Below are 15,062 nucleotides of genomic sequence, written 5' to 3'. Positions count from 1 at the left end.
GGGGGAGATGCCCGGCAGGGCAGAGGGGGGTAAGCGCGCCCGACACCGTCAAATGTCGGCTTACCCGCCCTTCAAAATCCGAAACCGATGACCCTTGTCCACCACGACGGTTTCGACCAGCCGATGCCCATCCTCATTGCACATATGGGTGATATCGATCACCGCCAGTGGATCGGTCGTCTCGACGGTCAGGATATCGCCGGCCTTGAGGGTGGCGAGCTTCTTGCGGCTTCTCAAAACCGGAAGGGGGCATTTAAGCCCCCTCAAATCATAAACGATATCGGCCGTGTCGCTCATTCCTTGGCCCAGAACTTCCAGAACGGCTTCTTTTCCGGCGCTTCCGGTGCCGGGGCAGGTGAATAGGCGAGCGGGTTCATCGCCGGGACCGGTATACCCTGGGCGGTAGCGCCGGTCTGGCCTGCTGTTGCGGGCGCTGCCGTTGCAACCATGGTCGGGGCTGCGGGTGCCGGGTTCGATTGCGGCGTCGTGGCGGGCTGGGCCGCCGAAGGACGCGGGCCGCGCAGGGCGGAGGCGGTTGCGGTCGTCGCGGGTGAGGATGACGTGACCTGCTGCGCCTTCTTTTCCATCAGCGCGGCATATTCCGTTTCTTTCATCAGTTTGCCGGCCTTCAGCGCCGAGCCGGTCGGTGCATAGGCGGGTTCGCGGCCCTTGCGCTTTTCGGCAACCAGCGCCTTGCGCTCGGCCTCGCTCGGGTCGTACCAGGCCATGCCGTCATATTTCTTCATCGCCGTTGCATAAGCGAGATCGTAGGTCTTTTCGTAGCTCGAAAGCGCGCTTGCCAGTGCCGGCGGCGTGCTCATCGCCGGGCATTGGCCGGAGCCATTGAAGCTGCCGCCTTCCGTCTGCTGGTTGAAGACATATTTCTTCTCGCAGACATTCACGTCCGGCGGGCGTTTGGTGACTTCGAAATTATCGTAGCCCACCTTCAGCATCTTCCAGAATTCGAGATGCTCGCTCTTGCGGTGGCGGGCCATGTTTTCCGCCGTCATGCGGAAGGGGAAGGCCTGCAGCTGCACGGTTTTCTGACCGCCCTTGAAGGCGTCCCGTGCAAAACCATAAATTTCAAGAATCTGCGCATCCGTCATCGAATAGCAGCCTGACGACGAGCAGGCGCCATGGATCATCAGATTGGTGCCGTTGCGACCATTGGCGGCATCATAACGGTTCGGAAAACCGGTATTGATGGCGAGATAATATTTGGAATTCGGGTTCAGGTGCGCGGGCGTCAGGTTGTAGAAACCTTCCGGCGCCTGCCGGTCGCCTTCCTTCACCTTGGGGCCGAGTTTGCCAGACCATGCGCAAATCTCGTATCCGGCGATCTTTTCGAAGCGATTGTCGCGCCTTGCCTTCCAGATCTCCAGAGCACCTTCTTCCTTGAAGATGCGGATCATGATCGGCGAGTTGCGATCCATGCCCTTCTTGTCGATCTCGGCCAGAATGGACGGAGACAAGGGGTAATCGACCTTGTTCTTGACGTGAGAAACGTCGCGTTCGACGGTTTCAAGCGTATCGTTGCAGCCGGTGAGAATAAGCGCGGTGCAGGCGAGAAGGGCAAAATGTGTCAAACGCATGATCTGATCCGAAAGACGATGGCACGAAACGGTGGCAGTTCTATACCGTTCCGCGTGCAATTTAAATACGGTATTAACCGTTTACATCTTCTTAACTCAAATCGGATCCGCCCCCGCGGCCGCCGATACATCTGTTGATGTGACCGGACTATGGCCGAGTTGGGGCGATCTTGCCGGAAATTAAGGCCGAACTCATATCACCTGGCCGTTCTTCGGACCGCCAAGTGATATAACTTTTTCTTTGAACGCATTTTCCGGACGTAAAACCGCGACGCACTTTTACTGGAAATGCTCTAGAGGTTCCGGCCGATATCCAGGAACTTCTGGCGGCGTTCAGCGCGCAGCTGTGTGCCGGAACGCTGGGAAAGATCGGCCAGAGCCTTGGCGATAACATCGCCGGTCGCGCTGATAACGGTTTCCGGTGCGCGGTGCGCGCCGCCGATGGGTTCCGGAATGATGCCATCGATGACACCGAGCGATTTCAGATCTTCCGAGGTGATCTTCATGTTGGTCGCGGCTTCCTTGGCACGGGTCGAATCGCGCCAGAGAATGGATGCGGCACCTTCCGGCGAAATCACCGAATAGACCGAATGTTCGAGCATATAAACGCGGTTGCCGGTGGCAATGGCGATCGCGCCGCCCGAGCCGCCTTCGCCGATGACGACGGAGACGATCGGCACCTTGACGTTGAGGCACATTTCCGTCGAGCGGGCGATGGCTTCGGCCTGGCCGCGCTCTTCCGCGCCAACGCCGGGATAAGCGCCGGCGGTATCGATGAGGGTGACGACCGGCAGCGAGAAACGATCGGCCAGTTCGAGCACGCGGATCGCCTTGCGGTAACCTTCCGGACGCGCACTGCCGAAATTGTGCTTCAGGCGGCTTTTGGTGTCGTTACCCTTTTCCTGGCCGATGATGGCGACGGGCTGGCCGTTGAAGCGGGCAAGGCCGGCCTGAATGGCGGCGTCTTCGGAAAATTTGCGGTCGCCGGCCAGCGGTGTGAAATCCGTGAACAGGGACTTGGCATAATCGACGAAATGCGGGCGCTGCGGATGACGCGCAACCTGCGTTTTCTGCCAAGCATTCAGCTTGGAATAGATATCCTGCATCGCATCGTTGACGCGCGATTCCAGGCGGTTGATCTCCTCCGAGGTGTCTATGCTCTCGTCTTCATCGGCAAGCTTCTTCAGCTCGATGATCTTGCCTTCAAGGTCCGAGATAGGTTTTTCGAAGTCGAGATAATTGTGCATGAGATCCGTTTCCGATCGTTTTGCGCAAGGTTTGAGCCGGATTATCCGGCGGTTCCGGTCGCTCTAATCAAGGTTTTTGCCCTGTTTGGCAAGGGGGTGATGTGTTTGTACCAGCTCTTGCAAGCGTTCTTCCAGCACATGTGTATAGATTTGTGTCGTGGAAATGTCGGAATGGCCGAGCAGTTCCTGGACCGCGCGCAGATCCGCACCGTTCTGCAAGAGGTGGCTGGCAAAGGCGTGGCGCAGGACGTGCGGCGACACCGCCGACGCTGTCAGGCCTGCGCGGATGGCAATATCCTTCAGGTCGCGGGCGAAGACCTGGCGGGGCAGGTGACCTTCCTTACTGTTCGAGGGAAACAGCCACGGGCTCTCAGCTGTGTCCGTTTTTTTCTGGGAAGCAGCGGCCTTGCTTTTTTCCTGCGAGAGCGCCTTTCGGCCGGCCTCGTATTTTTCCATCGCCTCAATCGCGGCGCGTGAAAGAAGCACCATACGGTCCTTGTTGCCCTTGCCGCGGATCATTAGGAAGCGGCCTTCCTGGCGCAGCACCTTGACGGGCAGCGAGACGAGTTCGCTGACGCGCATGCCGGTGGCATAAAGCAGTTCGAGCAGCAGATGCATGCGGATGCGGGCAAGCTGGCCCGGGCCTTCGGTTGCCGCTTCCTGCGCCGCGAGACCAAGAAGCCGGTTCACATCGGCAACGCTCATGGTTTTCGGCAGGGCAAGGCCTTTCCTGGGTGCATCGATGATGCCGGTCGGGTCGTCGCCGCGCAGCCCTTCCGAATAAAGAAAGCGGTAAAACTGCCGCATGGAGGAGAGACGCCGCGCCTGCGAGGTGGCGGCGAAGCCCTGAGCGGCAAGGTGGGTCAGATAAGCGGAAAGGTCAGGCGTTTGCGCCTCCGTCAGGGACTGGCCGCGACGGCCGAGAAATTCGCGCAGGTCGGCAAGGTCGTGCTCATAAGAAGAGAGCGTGTTGGCGGCAGCACCCCGCTCGGCGCTCATCATTTCCAGAAAACTTTCAAGCCGCGCGCCGTCGCGCCCTGCCATCGGTTGTCCGCTCATGGGGTGCGCCTTGCCGGTTCGGTGGCGGGCGGGTTCAGCCGCTCCGAGGGGATGCGCACGGTCACTTCGCGGTCGCGTGGCTGCACGAACATGACGAGCAGCACCATGCCGCCATAGATCAGCCCCGCGATGGTCGCCAGTATCATCGTGAAGCGGAAGAGGGTTGGCATGGCGGCTCCGTGGGGTGGCAGTCGAAATCTATATGCGGTGCGGCGAAAGCGGCGACAAGATCAAAATGCCCGCTCCACCCCGCGCTGCATGCGGCGTTGATTGTGATTCACCACCATTCAGTCAGCAATTTGGCTTGACGCTTCGTAAACATTTGCAGATATCCATGCCAAACGGGCTTTCAAATCTATGAATGAAACGAATTTATCCGTCCCGGCCACACTCGGGGAGCAAGCACGGGCAAAGCTCGGACGGCGCAACATCGTCTTCGTGGGGCTGATGGGGGCTGGAAAGTCGGCGGTGGGCCGCATGGTCGCCCAGCAGCTCAAGGTGCCTTTCATTGATACGGATGTCGAAATCGAGCGCGTATCGCGCATGACGATATCGGAGCTTTTCGCCACCTATGGCGAGGAGGAATTCCGGGCGCTGGAAACGCGGGTCATCAAGCGGTTGATGCGCGGCGGTCCCAAGGTCGTCTCCACGGGCGGCGGCGCATTTATCAACGACACTACCCGAGGCCATATCAGGCGCGGCGGCATTTCGCTGTGGCTGAAGGCCGATCTCGAGGTTCTGTGGGAGAGGGTCAACAAGCGCGACCACCGCCCGCTTCTCAAGACTGAAAACCCCAAGGCAACGCTCGCTGCCCTGATGGAGAAACGTTATCCGATCTATGCGGAGGCGGACGTCACCATCGAATCCCGTGATGTCCGCAAGGAGATCATCGCGACCGAAGTGCTGACGGCTTTAGCCGGCCTTAAACAGAAAGACTGACCACCATGACGCCTTCCGAAATCCACGCCGATGAACGTCTTGTCCATGTGCCGCTCGGCGAGCGCGCCTATGACATTCTGATCGGGCCGGGACTGATCGGCAGGGCGGGCGGCGAAATCTCGGCGCGGCTGAAGGGCAGACGCGCGGCGATCATCACCGACGAGCATGTCGCGCCGCTTTACCTCGAAGGCCTGATGGACGGTTTGCAGACGGATGGCATTGAGGCCGTTTCTCTGACGCTGCCGGCCGGAGAGAAGACCAAGAGCTTCGAGCATCTCGTCACCGTCTGCGATGCGGTTCTCTCCGCACGGGTGGAGCGCAACGATGCGGTGATCGCACTCGGCGGTGGCGTCATCGGCGATCTCGCCGGTTTCGCCGCAGGCATCGTGCGCCGCGGCGTGCGCTTCGTGCAGATACCGACCTCGCTTCTGTCCCAGGTCGACTCCTCCGTCGGCGGCAAGACCGGCATCAACACCCGCCACGGCAAGAACCTTGTCGGCGTTTTCCATCAGCCTGATCTGGTGTTGGCGGATACGGCGGTGCTCGATACGCTGAGCCCGCGGGAATTCCGCGCCGGTTATGCTGAAGTGGTCAAATACGGTTTGATCGACAAGCCGGATTTCTTCTTCTGGCTGGAAAAGAACTGGGATGACATCCGCACTGGCGGCCCGGCCCGCATCGAGGCGATCGCCACGAGCTGCCAGGCCAAGGCCGATGTGGTGGTGGCCGACGAGAAGGAAAACGGCGTGCGCGCCCTTCTGAACCTCGGCCACACCTTCGGTCACGCGCTGGAGGCGGCGACGAATTACGACAGCAAGCGGCTGGTGCACGGCGAAGGTGTCGCCATCGGCATGGTGCTGGCGCACCAGTTCTCCGCCCGCCTCAACCTCGCCAGCCCCGATGATGCCGCGCGTGTCGAGGCGCATCTGAAGGCCGTCGGTCTGCCGACCACGATGAAGGATATTCCCGGCGAATTGCCGCCGGTCGAAACCTTGATGGCGGCGATTGCGCAGGACAAGAAGGTCAAGGGTGGCAAGCTCACCTTCATCCTTACCCACGGCATCGGCCAGTCCTTCGTGGCCGACGATGTGGCGTCGTCGGAGGTGCAGTCCTTCCTGTCGGAGAAGCATCCTGGCTAAGGCTTAGGGCGCGCGTTGCCTAGAACCGCGTCGGCTCCCCCGGTGCTGCCGCCTCGATCGCCAGCGCATGCAGCCCAGCGTCTAATTCCGGCTTCAAAAGCGCGTTGATGGCCCGGTGACGCTCGATGCGAGACTTGCCGGAAAAGCTTTCAGACACTATCTGAACACGCATATGCGTCTCGCCCGTGCCTGTCATATCCGGCTGGTGGCCAGCATGCATCCGGCTTTCATCGACAACCCTCAGGCGTTCCGGCGAAAAGCTCTGCCGAAGCTTTGTTTCTATGCGTTCTCGCAGGGACATGCAGAGGGCTCCATTTCTGTTTTCGGTCTTTAAAAGGGGCTACCTAAAAGCCTGTAACATTCCGCTTTGTCAATTCTTGTTGTGCGGCTTTTCGCACCCCATAATCAGGGCATCATGAAATTGGATTCGAAATATTTCGATCGTATCCGCACGCGCCGGAAAAGGGAGCGGGAACCTGAGGTTCAGGCCCCGACCTGCCAGTGGGACGGATGCGACAAGCCGGGTATTCACCGGGCACCCGTCGGCCGCAATGCCGAGGGGCAATTCTTCCTGTTCTGTTTTGAGCATGTGAAGGAATACAACAAGGGCTATAATTACTTTTCCGGCCTCTCCGACAGCGAGATCGCCCGTTACCAGAAAGAGGCGATCACCGGCCATCGCCCCACCTGGACAGTGGGTGTCAACAAGACGGCGCGTGACGCCCCGCTGCATTCCACGCTGCGTTCGGGCACCGCCAGCGCAAATGCCCGTATCCGCGATCCTTTCGGTTTCACCGGTGGTTTTGCTGATGGCGCAAGGGCTGGTGGACAGCGCATGCAGCGAGACCGCAAACTGAAGACGCTCGAGGCAAAAGCGTTCGATACGCTCGGCCTTTCGTCCAGCGCAAAGCAGGAAGAGATAAAAAGGCGCTATAAGGAGCTTGTCAAAAAGCACCATCCTGATGCTAATGGTGGCGATCGTGGTTCGGAAGAGCGTTTTCGGGCTGTTGTTCAAGCATATCAATTGTTAAAGCAGTCAGGTTTCTGCTAAGCCAACTTACGTGTTTACCGCCTGATTGATGATGTGGCCGGGTGGCTGCCGCCCGCCTTGGAGACGTGATGAGCAAAATCGACCTTGATATTTCCAACCTGCCCGACACGACAGTGTCCGTGCGGGAGGTTTTCGGCATTGATACGGATCTGCGGGTTCCCGCCTATTCCCAGGGCGACGCCTATGTGCCGGACCTCGATCCCGACTATCTTTTTGACCGCGATACGACGCTTGCGATCCTTGCCGGTTTTGCTCACAACCGACGCGTCATGGTTTCCGGTTTCCACGGTACGGGTAAATCCACCCATATCGAGCAGGTCGCCGCCCGCCTCAACTGGCCCTGCGTGCGCGTCAACCTCGACAGCCATGTCAGCCGTATCGACCTCGTCGGCAAGGACGCCATCGTTCTGAAGGACGGCAAGCAGGTCACCGAATTCAAGGACGGCATCCTACCCTGGGCCTACCAGCATAATGTCGCGCTCGTTTTCGACGAATATGATGCCGGCCGCCCGGACGTGATGTTCGTCATCCAGCGCGTGCTGGAATCCTCCGGCCGCCTGACGCTGCTCGACCAGAGCCGCGTCATCCGTCCTCACCCCGCTTTCCGCATCTTTGCGACCGCCAACACGGTCGGCCTCGGCGATACGACGGGCCTTTACCACGGCACGCAGCAGATCAACCAGGCGCAGATGGACCGCTGGTCCATCGTCACCACGCTGAACTATCTGCCGCATGAGCAGGAAGTGAACATCATTGCCGCCAAGGTGAAGAGCTTCGACAATCCGAAGGGTCGCGAAACCGTCTCCAAGATGGTGCGCGTGGCCGATCTCACCCGTTCGGCCTTCATCAATGGCGATCTTTCCACCGTCATGAGCCCGCGTACCGTCATCACCTGGGCGGAAAATGCGGAAATCTTCGGCGATCTCGCTTTTGCCTTCCGTGTGACCTTCCTCAACAAGTGTGATGAGCTTGAGCGCACGCTGGTGGCCGAGCAATATCAGCGGGCCTTCGGTGTCGAGCTGAAGGAAAGCGCTGCGAACATCGTTCTCAGCGCCTGATCATCCCCGGTTTGTCCGGAGAAGATCACCGATGACTTGAAGACGCCGGCCGGCCGCGCATCCTGAAGAGGATGGGCGTGCCGCAGGCGCCGACAAATGACAGGAAAGACTATGGCAGGGCGCGGCGACAATTCCAGAGCGAAACCGGGTACGGCGGTCGATACGGAACCGTTGCGTCAGGCGATTGCCGGCTGCGTGCGATCCGTTGCCGGCGATGCCGAGGTCGAGGTCGTTTTCGCCAATGAGCGGCCGGGCCTTGCCGGCGAGCGCATGCGCCTGCCGGAAATCTCCAAGAAACCCACCGCACAGGAGATCGCCATTACGCGCGGCCTCGGCGATTCCATGGCGCTGCGTCTTGCCTGCCATGATGCGGATACCCATGCGGTGATGTCGCCGCACGGCGCCGAGGCGCAGCTGGTTTTCGATGCCGTCGAACAGGCGCGGGTGGAATCAATCGGCGCGCTGCGCATGCCGGGCATGGCGTCCAACATTCAGGCCATGAACACGGAGAAATATGCCAAGGCGAATTTCTCCGGTATCAACAATAAGGATGACGCACCGCTCGCCGAGGCTGTGGCGCTTCTGGTGCGCGAGAAACTGACCGGCGAAAAACCACCGGCGAGCGCTGGCAAGGTTCTCGACCTCTGGCGCGACTTCATCGAAGAGAAGGCCGCAGGCGACCTCAACGATCTCTCGCGCGTTATCACGGACCAGAAGGCGTTTTCGCGGCTGGTGCGCAAGATGCTGACCTCCATGCAGATGGCGGAAGATTTCGGCGACGAGGATAACGAGCCGGACAGTCAGGAAGCGGAGTCCAACGAGGACCAGCCGCGCACCAACGAGACCGAAGAAGAGCAGGTCGAGGAAGAGGCCGGCTCCGACGCGACGCCCGCCGATGAAAACGAAGCCTCGCAGGAGGAAATGGAAGAAGGCGAGATGGACGGCGCCGAGATGTCGGACGAGGAAATGTCCGACGATCTCGACGAGGATTCCGAAACGCCCGGCGAAACCCGTCGCCCCAACAGCCCCTTCGACGATTTCAACGAAAAGGTCGACTACCGCATCTTTACCGAGGAATTCGACGAGGAAATCCGCGCCGAGGAACTGTGTGACGAGGCCGAGCTTGACCGGCTGCGCGCCTTCCTCGACAAGCAGCTCGCGCATCTTCAGGGTGCCGTCGGGCGGCTGGCGAACCGGCTGCAGCGCCGCCTGATGGCGCAGCAGAACCGCTCCTGGGATTTCGATCTGGAAGAGGGTTATCTCGATCCGGCCCGTCTCGTCAGGCTCATCATCGACCCGATGCAGCCGCTCTCCTTCAAGAAAGAACGCGACACCAAGTTCCGCGATACCGTCGTTTCTCTGGTCATCGACAATTCCGGTTCGATGCGCGGCCGTCCGATCACCGTTGCGGCCACCTGTGCCGATATTCTGGCGCGCACGCTGGAGCGGTCGGGCGTTAAGGTGGAAATCCTCGGCTTCACCACCAAGGCGTGGAAAGGCGGGCAGTCTCGCGAACAGTGGCTGGCGAATGGCAAGCCCGCTTCGCCGGGTCGTCTCAATGATCTTCGCCATATCATCTACAAGTCGGCGGATGCGCCGTGGCGGCGCGCGCGGCGCAATCTCGGCCTGATGATGCGTGAGGGGCTGCTCAAGGAAAACATCGACGGCGAAGCACTGATGTGGGCGCATAACCGCCTGATCGGCCGCCCGGAGCAGCGCAAGATCATGATGATGATCTCCGACGGAGCGCCGGTCGATGATTCGACCCTGTCGGTCAATCCCGGCAACTATCTGGAACGGCATCTGCGCGCGGTCATCGAGCAGATCGAGACGCGCTCACCGGTGGAACTGCTGGCAATCGGTATCGGCCATGACGTGACGCGGTATTATCGCCGTGCTGTCACCATCGTCGATGCGGACGAGCTGGCCGGCGCGATGACCGAGCAGCTCGCTGCCCTCTTCGAGGATACGAGCGGTACTTCCGGTTCGTCCCGCAGGATCCGCCGTGCCGGATAAGCGGGGTCGGGCTTCCTCCGCCTGCAAGTCTTTTGCGCTGGCCGCCGTTCTTGCGGCGGCTTCGCTGTTTCCCGTTCCCATTGGCGCATCGACCATCGATGTGCCGGTCAGTGTTCGTCTGCTGTCGAGCTTCGAGGTCGGCACCAGCGCAAAACGTTTCGGCAAACTGGAATTTGTTGGCGGCATGGTGATGAGCGCGCCTGAAAAGCTGTTCGGGGCGATATCCTCCATCCGTTTCCGCCCCGATGGAGAGGAATTTATCGCGGTGCTGGATACCGGCCACTGGCTGACGGGCAGGATCACGCGTGATGCGGTTGGCGCGCTGTCCGGGCTTGCCGATGGCCGCATCACCGCCATGCTTGATATGAGCGGTCGTGAACCGCCCCGCAAAATGGAAATGGATGCGGAAGGGCTGGCGCTGCGCGACGGCAAGGTGTTCGTCAGTTACGAGCAACGCCACAGGATCGACATCTATCCCGATCCGGGCTTCGCCACCTCAAAGCCTCTCGATCGCCTGCCGTATCTCATACCCAGTAACGAGCTGCGCCATAATGGCGGCATGGAGGCCCTGGCGGTTTCGCCAGCCGATTCGCCGCTCGCCGGCGCTCTGGTCGTGGTGGCTGAAAAGAGCATCGATGCGGACGGCAATCTTCTCGCGGCAATATTGGAAGGCCCGCTGAAGGGCACATTCGCCGTTACCCATCATCCATCATTCGATGTGACTGACGGTGCTTTCCTGCCGAACGGCGATCTGCTGCTTCTCGAGCGGCGCTTCAACTTCGCCGAAGGTGTTGGCATGCGCATTCGCCGCATCCATGGGGGCGACATCAAGCCGGGTGCCGTGGTGGATGGTGAAATCCTCATGGAAGCGGGCATGGCCTACCAGATCGACAATATGGAAGGGATGGATGTGGTGAAAGGGCCGGATGGCTCGACGCGCCTCATCATCGTTTCTGATGACAACCACTCATTTCTCCAGCGCAATCTGATGCTGGAATTCAAGCTGGTGGAGTGAATATCAGGCCTGCTCCTGTGCCGCCTTGTAGGCAGCCAGCAGATCCTCGACCGGAATGCTGTCGATCTTCATGCCGGCCATTCGGCACGCTGTTATTTGCGCGCCGGACAGGTTTGAATTGCTCAGCTTCAGTCCGGTAAAATTGACGTCATCGATTGACCAGCCGGACATGTTGCTGTCCGTAAACGACGCACCGGAAAAGTTGATATTGCTGAAGCGTGTGCCGGCCAGATTGACATTGTTGAAGTCCGTCCCCGACAGATTGACGTTATCGAAGCTGGAGCCCGAAAGCGTGGAGCTCGTCGCATCCACAATGTCGATAACGTCCTTGATCTGCATGTTGGTCTGCCTCCGCGCTGTTACACAGGCGGCAGACTGCAATGCCGACTGTGGGTTTGCAAGCGCGATTTGATCACGCGTCCCGGCGTCAAATCCGGTTGCCTGAAAATGTCAGCTCGGTTTGACGGTGCCTGGCATCGGCTTCAGCGTGTTCATCAGAGCGCCGTAAGGCAGCAGCATGACGAGGCCGACGAGGACCTTCACTGAGAGATCACCCAGCGCCCAGGAAATCCACCGGGGGGCTTCCAGAGCGAATACGCCGAGCAGCGGCGCGCTTTCGATGGCGAAGGCATCATTGGGGCCGACAAAGGAGAAGCTCGCGGCAAAGGCGATGGAGAAGAACAGCGCCGTATCCAGCACCGAACCCAGCATGGAGCCGGCAAGCGGCGCATGCCACCAGCGCTGGCGGCGCAGGCGGTTGAACACCGAAATATCGAGCAGCTGGCCGATCAGATAGGCGGTGCCGGAGGCGACGGCGATGCGGGGGATAGATGTCCAGAAGGACAACGTGACGCCGACGATGAAGCCGGCAAGCACCACGCGGCGCGCGACCGAGGGGCCGAACTGGCGATTCGTCAGGTCGGTGACGAGGAAGGCGACAGGATAGGTGAAGGCGCCCCAGGTCAGAAGATCACCGAGGTTGATACCAAACAGTGAGCCCGACAGCGGATATTGCACCAGAATATTGGAGGCGACGACGACGAGTGTCATCAGCAGGACGTAGATAATCGTAAAGCGCAGATAGGGCATTTTTTTATCCTGGGTGATGCCACCAGTTGGAGCCAAACATCGGAGCGAAACGTCTGACACGATTTCCGCAAAACCCGATGCAATTAAAATCTGAAACAAACAAAAGGCTTGAGCGGCGAAAAGCCATTCAAGCCTTCTGAATATCAGATGATGTCAAAGCCGCTATTAAGCAGCTTCAGCAGTCTTCTTGGCGATCTGGCGGCGCAGGAGACGAGCGCGCATGCTCAGTTCGTTTTCGCCGGACTTCAGAAGGAAGGCATCGAGGCCACCACGGTGTTCAACGGAGCGCAGAGCGGCTGCGGAAACACGCAGGCGGAAACGCTGGCCGAGAGCATCGGAGATCAACGTGACCTGGCAGAGATTCGGAAGGAACCGGCGCTTGGTCTTGTTGTTGGCGTGGCTGACGTTGTTGCCCGTCTGGACGCCCTTGCCGGTCAATTCGCATACACGGGACATGGGTACACCTATTTCGTTTCGTCTGTTTCACCACTGGCTCGCCACCGGCAAAACCGGGGTGGCAATCCAACTGGCCATGATTGGAAAGTTGCGGTTCTATAGTCAGACGGGACTTAACAGTCAAGCCGCTCGCGATCAAATCAAAGGAAATTCCGGCGTTTTCAACCGTCGTCCGCTTTTTTATTGCCACAAGTCAGCGTATATGATCGCCCGATAAGGCCGCTTCCGCGCCTCTTTTAAGGTGATATCGAAATGATTGCCAGAGGAAAAAGCATTTTCATGGCCGCTACTATGGCGTTTGCGGGCGTTTCCCCCTCGCTCGCCGCCGAAGCACGCCACACAAGCGAATACAGCATCAATCTCGGCATTTTGCCGATTGCGCGGGCAAGTTTTTCGACTCGCATGGACGGACCGAATTATTCGATCTCCGGCTCCTTCAGCGCCGCCGGCCTTGCCAGCATTCTAAAGGACATTTCCGGCAAGACCACGGTCTCCGGCGCCAAGCGCGGCCACCGGCTGCAGGCCAACGAATACTCGCTGATCTACAAGGACGGCAAGCGGGTGCGCACCTATGATGTCGTTTATCGCAACGGCAATGTCACATCGACGACGGTAAAACCCGAACCCAAGGCCCGGCCGGACAACTGGGTTGATGTGAAAGACCGCGACCTGCGCTCGGTTCTCGACCCGATTTCCGGCCTCATCATTCCCGCAGGCGGACGCATCTGCCCGACTCGCCTGCCGATTTATGATGGTGAGTCGCGACTCGACCTCGTTCTGAGCCCTAGCGGTACGAAGCCTTTCAAGACGAACGGCTTCAGTGGTGACGCCATCGTCTGCAAGGCGCGTTACGTTCCGAAGTCGGGTTACAGGCAGGGACGAAAGGATATCGAATATCTCAAATCGATCTCGATGGAGATCTGGTTCGCCAAGTCGAACAATATGGACGTCTATGCGCCCGTTTATGCGATCATTCCGACGCGGGTGGGGCAGGTTTACATTACCGCTACGAAATACGGCGGCTGACGAAGGCTTATTTGCTGGGTGAGTGACGCCCGGCGGCGTAGCATATTTCTTCTCCCCGACTGGGGAGAAGAAACAAGGGGCACACGCTCGCTTCACCGGCTCTGAGGTTCAGGGCGCATCCCCCGGCGACCAGCCGGGTTCCGCCATCACGAAGCTCGAAAAGGCAAAGCCCGGCGAGACGGTGCAGCCGACGAGCGTGAAATCGCCGAGGCTTTCCGCCGATTGCCAGCAATTGGCCGGCACGATCACCTGTGGGCGCTCGCCCTCCAGAATCGCGGGGCCAAGCGTAAAGGTCTGCACCTCTCGGCCGTCCTGCGAAAGATGCAGCGCGATCGGCGCACCGGCATAATAGTGCCAGACCTCCACCGCATCGGTGACCCGGTGCCAGTGCGAGCGCACGCCCTTTTCCAGCAGATAATAAATCGCCGTCGAATGCCCACGTTCGCCGCCGGCCTTGTCGCGGAACGTCTGGTGGTAGAACCCGCCCTCTGGATGCGGCTCCAGCCCAAGCTCGCGAATGATCGCCTGCGCCGACATATCCGTTCCCATCAGAAATTATCCTTGCGCGTGCGGATTTCCGCGAAGACATCGGCATCGGCAGCGCCTTCAAGGCCGAGATGTCTGCGGATACCGGCATCCGCCACCCGCATATAGGGATTGGTCTGTTTTTCGAGCCCGATGGTGGTGGGAATGGTGAATTCATTGGCCTGCCGCGCGGTCTCGACACGTGCCGCGCGCTCGCGCAGCACAGCATTGTCTGGATCGACGGTCAGCGCAAAACGGGCATTCGAAAGCGTGTATTCGTGGCCGAAATAGACCCGCGTGTCATCCGGCAGGGCCATCAGCTTCTGGAAGGAGTGCCACATATCCGCCGCCGGCCGTTCGAACAGCCGACCGCAGCCCATGGCAAACAGCGTATCGGCGGCAAACAGCAGCCCGTCATCCGGCAGGTAATAACAGATATGCCCTGCCGTATGGCCGGGTGTGGCAATCACCTGCACGCGGCGGCCGGCAAATTCGAATTCGTCGCCATCGGCCTGCGAACGGTCGAGGCCCGGTATCGCAATCGCCTCGTCGTAGGGGCCGTGCACCTCGCAACGGAACTTGTCCTTCAGCACCAGATTGGCTTCCACATGGTCCTGATGGTGGTGGGTGGTGAAGATATGTGTGAGCTTCCAGCCATGGCCATCAAGGGCGCGCAGGATAGGGCCTTCTTCCGGCGCGTCTATGGCGGCCGTCGCCCCGCTTTCGGGATCGTGCAACAAAACCCCGAAATTGTCGCTGCGGCAAAGAAAGACGTCTATTTCCAAAGGTTTCATCGTATCCTCTCCATTTGCCGGCCAAAACCGGCGCATTCGCCTGCCTGACTTTCCCA

At 59.7% G+C, this 15,062-nt stretch carries 18 protein-coding genes; 7 read left to right on the top strand and 11 right to left on the bottom strand.

Features of this window, described 5'->3' with window-relative positions:
• Positions 1–60: 60 nt before the first annotated feature.
• From ATU_RS16865 to ATU_RS16845, 5 genes are all read right to left on the bottom strand, one after another.
• The gene (locus ATU_RS16865; RefSeq protein WP_010973201.1) at positions 61–297 is read right to left on the bottom strand and encodes a sulfurtransferase TusA family protein; all 237 of its coding nucleotides are present in this window, start codon (positions 295–297) and stop codon (positions 61–63) included.
• A complete protein-coding gene (locus tag ATU_RS16860; protein ID WP_035257276.1) occupies positions 294–1,592 on the bottom strand; it encodes a L,D-transpeptidase family protein in 1,299 nt (432 codons plus the stop codon). Before ATU_RS16860 ends, ATU_RS16865 begins: the two co-directional genes overlap by 4 nt.
• Before the next feature lie 293 nt (positions 1,593–1,885).
• Complete coding sequence (locus ATU_RS16855; protein WP_006310357.1) at positions 1,886–2,839, bottom strand: acetyl-CoA carboxylase carboxyltransferase subunit alpha; 954 nt, start codon at positions 2,837–2,839, stop codon at positions 1,886–1,888.
• 63 nt (positions 2,840–2,902) lie between these two features.
• Entirely contained in the window at positions 2,903–3,898 is a 996-nt protein-coding gene (locus ATU_RS16850; RefSeq protein WP_010973199.1) for a site-specific tyrosine recombinase XerD, read from the bottom strand.
• Positions 3,895–4,068 (bottom strand): hypothetical protein, encoded by a 174-nt coding sequence (locus ATU_RS16845; protein ID WP_006310359.1) that lies wholly within the window; start codon positions 4,066–4,068, stop codon positions 3,895–3,897. The genes ATU_RS16850 and ATU_RS16845 overlap by 4 nt, the downstream gene beginning before the upstream one ends.
• A gap of 187 nt (positions 4,069–4,255) precedes the next feature.
• Between ATU_RS16845 and ATU_RS16840 the strand changes: the two genes are divergently transcribed.
• A complete protein-coding gene (locus tag ATU_RS16840; RefSeq protein ID WP_006310360.1) occupies positions 4,256–4,837 on the top strand; it encodes a shikimate kinase in 582 nt (193 codons plus the stop codon).
• 5 nt (positions 4,838–4,842) lie between these two features.
• Complete coding sequence (gene aroB, locus ATU_RS16835; protein ID WP_010973197.1) at positions 4,843–5,976, top strand: 3-dehydroquinate synthase; 1,134 nt, start codon at positions 4,843–4,845, stop codon at positions 5,974–5,976.
• Positions 5,977–5,995: 19 nt separating this feature from the next.
• Here aroB and ATU_RS16830 read toward each other — a convergent pair whose 3' ends face one another.
• The gene (locus ATU_RS16830; RefSeq protein ID WP_010973196.1) at positions 5,996–6,277 is read right to left on the bottom strand and encodes a BolA family protein; all 282 of its coding nucleotides are present in this window, start codon (positions 6,275–6,277) and stop codon (positions 5,996–5,998) included.
• A gap of 114 nt (positions 6,278–6,391) precedes the next feature.
• Between ATU_RS16830 and ATU_RS16825 the strand changes: the two genes are divergently transcribed.
• The 4 genes from ATU_RS16825 to ATU_RS16810 all read left to right on the top strand — a co-directional run bounded on the left by ATU_RS16825 (position 6,392) and on the right by ATU_RS16810 (position 11,116).
• A complete protein-coding gene (locus tag ATU_RS16825; protein ID WP_010973195.1) occupies positions 6,392–7,027 on the top strand; it encodes a J domain-containing protein in 636 nt (211 codons plus the stop codon).
• A 68-nt stretch (positions 7,028–7,095) separates the two neighbouring features.
• Positions 7,096–8,085: a cobaltochelatase subunit CobS gene (gene cobS / locus ATU_RS16820; protein WP_003523293.1), complete on the top strand. Its 990-nt coding sequence runs from the start codon at positions 7,096–7,098 to the stop codon at positions 8,083–8,085.
• Between the two features lie 111 nt (positions 8,086–8,196).
• Positions 8,197–10,101 carry a cobaltochelatase subunit CobT gene (gene cobT / locus ATU_RS16815; protein WP_010973194.1) on the top strand — a complete coding sequence of 635 codons (1,905 nt, stop codon included), beginning with the start codon at positions 8,197–8,199 and terminating at the stop codon, positions 10,099–10,101.
• Positions 10,091–11,116 carry an esterase-like activity of phytase family protein gene (locus tag ATU_RS16810; RefSeq protein WP_010973193.1) on the top strand — a complete coding sequence of 342 codons (1,026 nt, stop codon included), beginning with the start codon at positions 10,091–10,093 and terminating at the stop codon, positions 11,114–11,116. Before cobT ends, ATU_RS16810 begins: the two co-directional genes overlap by 11 nt.
• 3 nt (positions 11,117–11,119) lie before the next feature.
• On the opposite strand, the gene ATU_RS16805 is transcribed toward ATU_RS16810, so the two are convergent.
• The 3 genes from ATU_RS16805 to rpmB all read right to left on the bottom strand — a co-directional run bounded on the left by ATU_RS16805 (position 11,120) and on the right by rpmB (position 12,661).
• Positions 11,120–11,455 (bottom strand): pentapeptide repeat-containing protein, encoded by a 336-nt coding sequence (locus ATU_RS16805; protein WP_010973192.1) that lies wholly within the window; start codon positions 11,453–11,455, stop codon positions 11,120–11,122.
• Positions 11,456–11,566: 111 nt separating this feature from the next.
• On the bottom strand, positions 11,567–12,205 hold the full coding sequence (locus ATU_RS16800) for a queuosine precursor transporter (RefSeq protein ID WP_010973191.1): 639 nt from the start codon (positions 12,203–12,205) through the stop codon (positions 11,567–11,569).
• Between the two features lie 165 nt (positions 12,206–12,370).
• Positions 12,371–12,661, bottom strand: coding sequence for a 50S ribosomal protein L28 (rpmB, locus tag ATU_RS16795; RefSeq protein WP_003509888.1), 291 nt, complete (start codon positions 12,659–12,661; stop codon positions 12,371–12,373).
• A 252-nt stretch (positions 12,662–12,913) separates the two neighbouring features.
• On the opposite strand from rpmB, the gene ATU_RS16790 reads away from it, so the two are divergent.
• The gene (locus tag ATU_RS16790; protein ID WP_010973190.1) at positions 12,914–13,687 is read left to right on the top strand and encodes a DUF3108 domain-containing protein; all 774 of its coding nucleotides are present in this window, start codon (positions 12,914–12,916) and stop codon (positions 13,685–13,687) included.
• Between the two features lie 108 nt (positions 13,688–13,795).
• On the opposite strand, the gene ATU_RS16785 is transcribed toward ATU_RS16790, so the two are convergent.
• Positions 13,796–14,236: a cupin domain-containing protein gene (locus ATU_RS16785; RefSeq protein WP_006310369.1), complete on the bottom strand. Its 441-nt coding sequence runs from the start codon at positions 14,234–14,236 to the stop codon at positions 13,796–13,798.
• Entirely contained in the window at positions 14,236–15,006 is a 771-nt protein-coding gene (gene gloB, locus ATU_RS16780; protein ID WP_010973188.1) for a hydroxyacylglutathione hydrolase, read from the bottom strand. The genes ATU_RS16785 and gloB overlap by 1 nt, the downstream gene beginning before the upstream one ends.
• Between the last annotated feature and the right edge of the window lie 56 nt (positions 15,007–15,062).

The organism is Agrobacterium fabrum str. C58 (assembly GCF_000092025.1).
Classification (GTDB): domain Bacteria; phylum Pseudomonadota; class Alphaproteobacteria; order Rhizobiales; family Rhizobiaceae; genus Agrobacterium; species Agrobacterium fabrum.
The sequence above is the reverse complement of the archived record's forward strand: the minus strand, read 5'-3'. Positions and strand labels throughout refer to the sequence as shown.